The 247-nt window shown below is 67.6% G+C and carries 1 pseudogene; it reads right to left on the bottom strand.

The features are described 5' to 3' along the window. Positions 1 to 247 (bottom strand): annotated as a pseudogene (locus SB753_RS40085) (TonB-dependent receptor); the annotation flags it as partial.

Here is a 247-nt window from a genome sequence, read left to right on the forward strand (position 1 = left end):
CGCGGCGTCCGTCAGAAACGTCTGCGCGCGGTCCTTGTAGTGGTTTTCCCAATGGCCGAGTGTGAGCGTCGCGTCGACGTGATCCGTGATCGCGTAGCCCATGCGCACGCTCTCGTTGATCTGCTCGGTGCGCTCCATCATCTGCGGACCGACGATCACGCGCGGCTGGCCGTTCGGGCCGATGTCCGTGGCCGCGCCCGTCACCGCGACGGGCGCGCCGAGCTTCGCGTTGTACGTGCTGTTGGGG

The sequence above is a fragment of the Paraburkholderia sp. SIMBA_053 genome (assembly GCF_046534895.1).
Lineage (GTDB): Bacteria > Pseudomonadota > Gammaproteobacteria > Burkholderiales > Burkholderiaceae > Paraburkholderia > Paraburkholderia caledonica.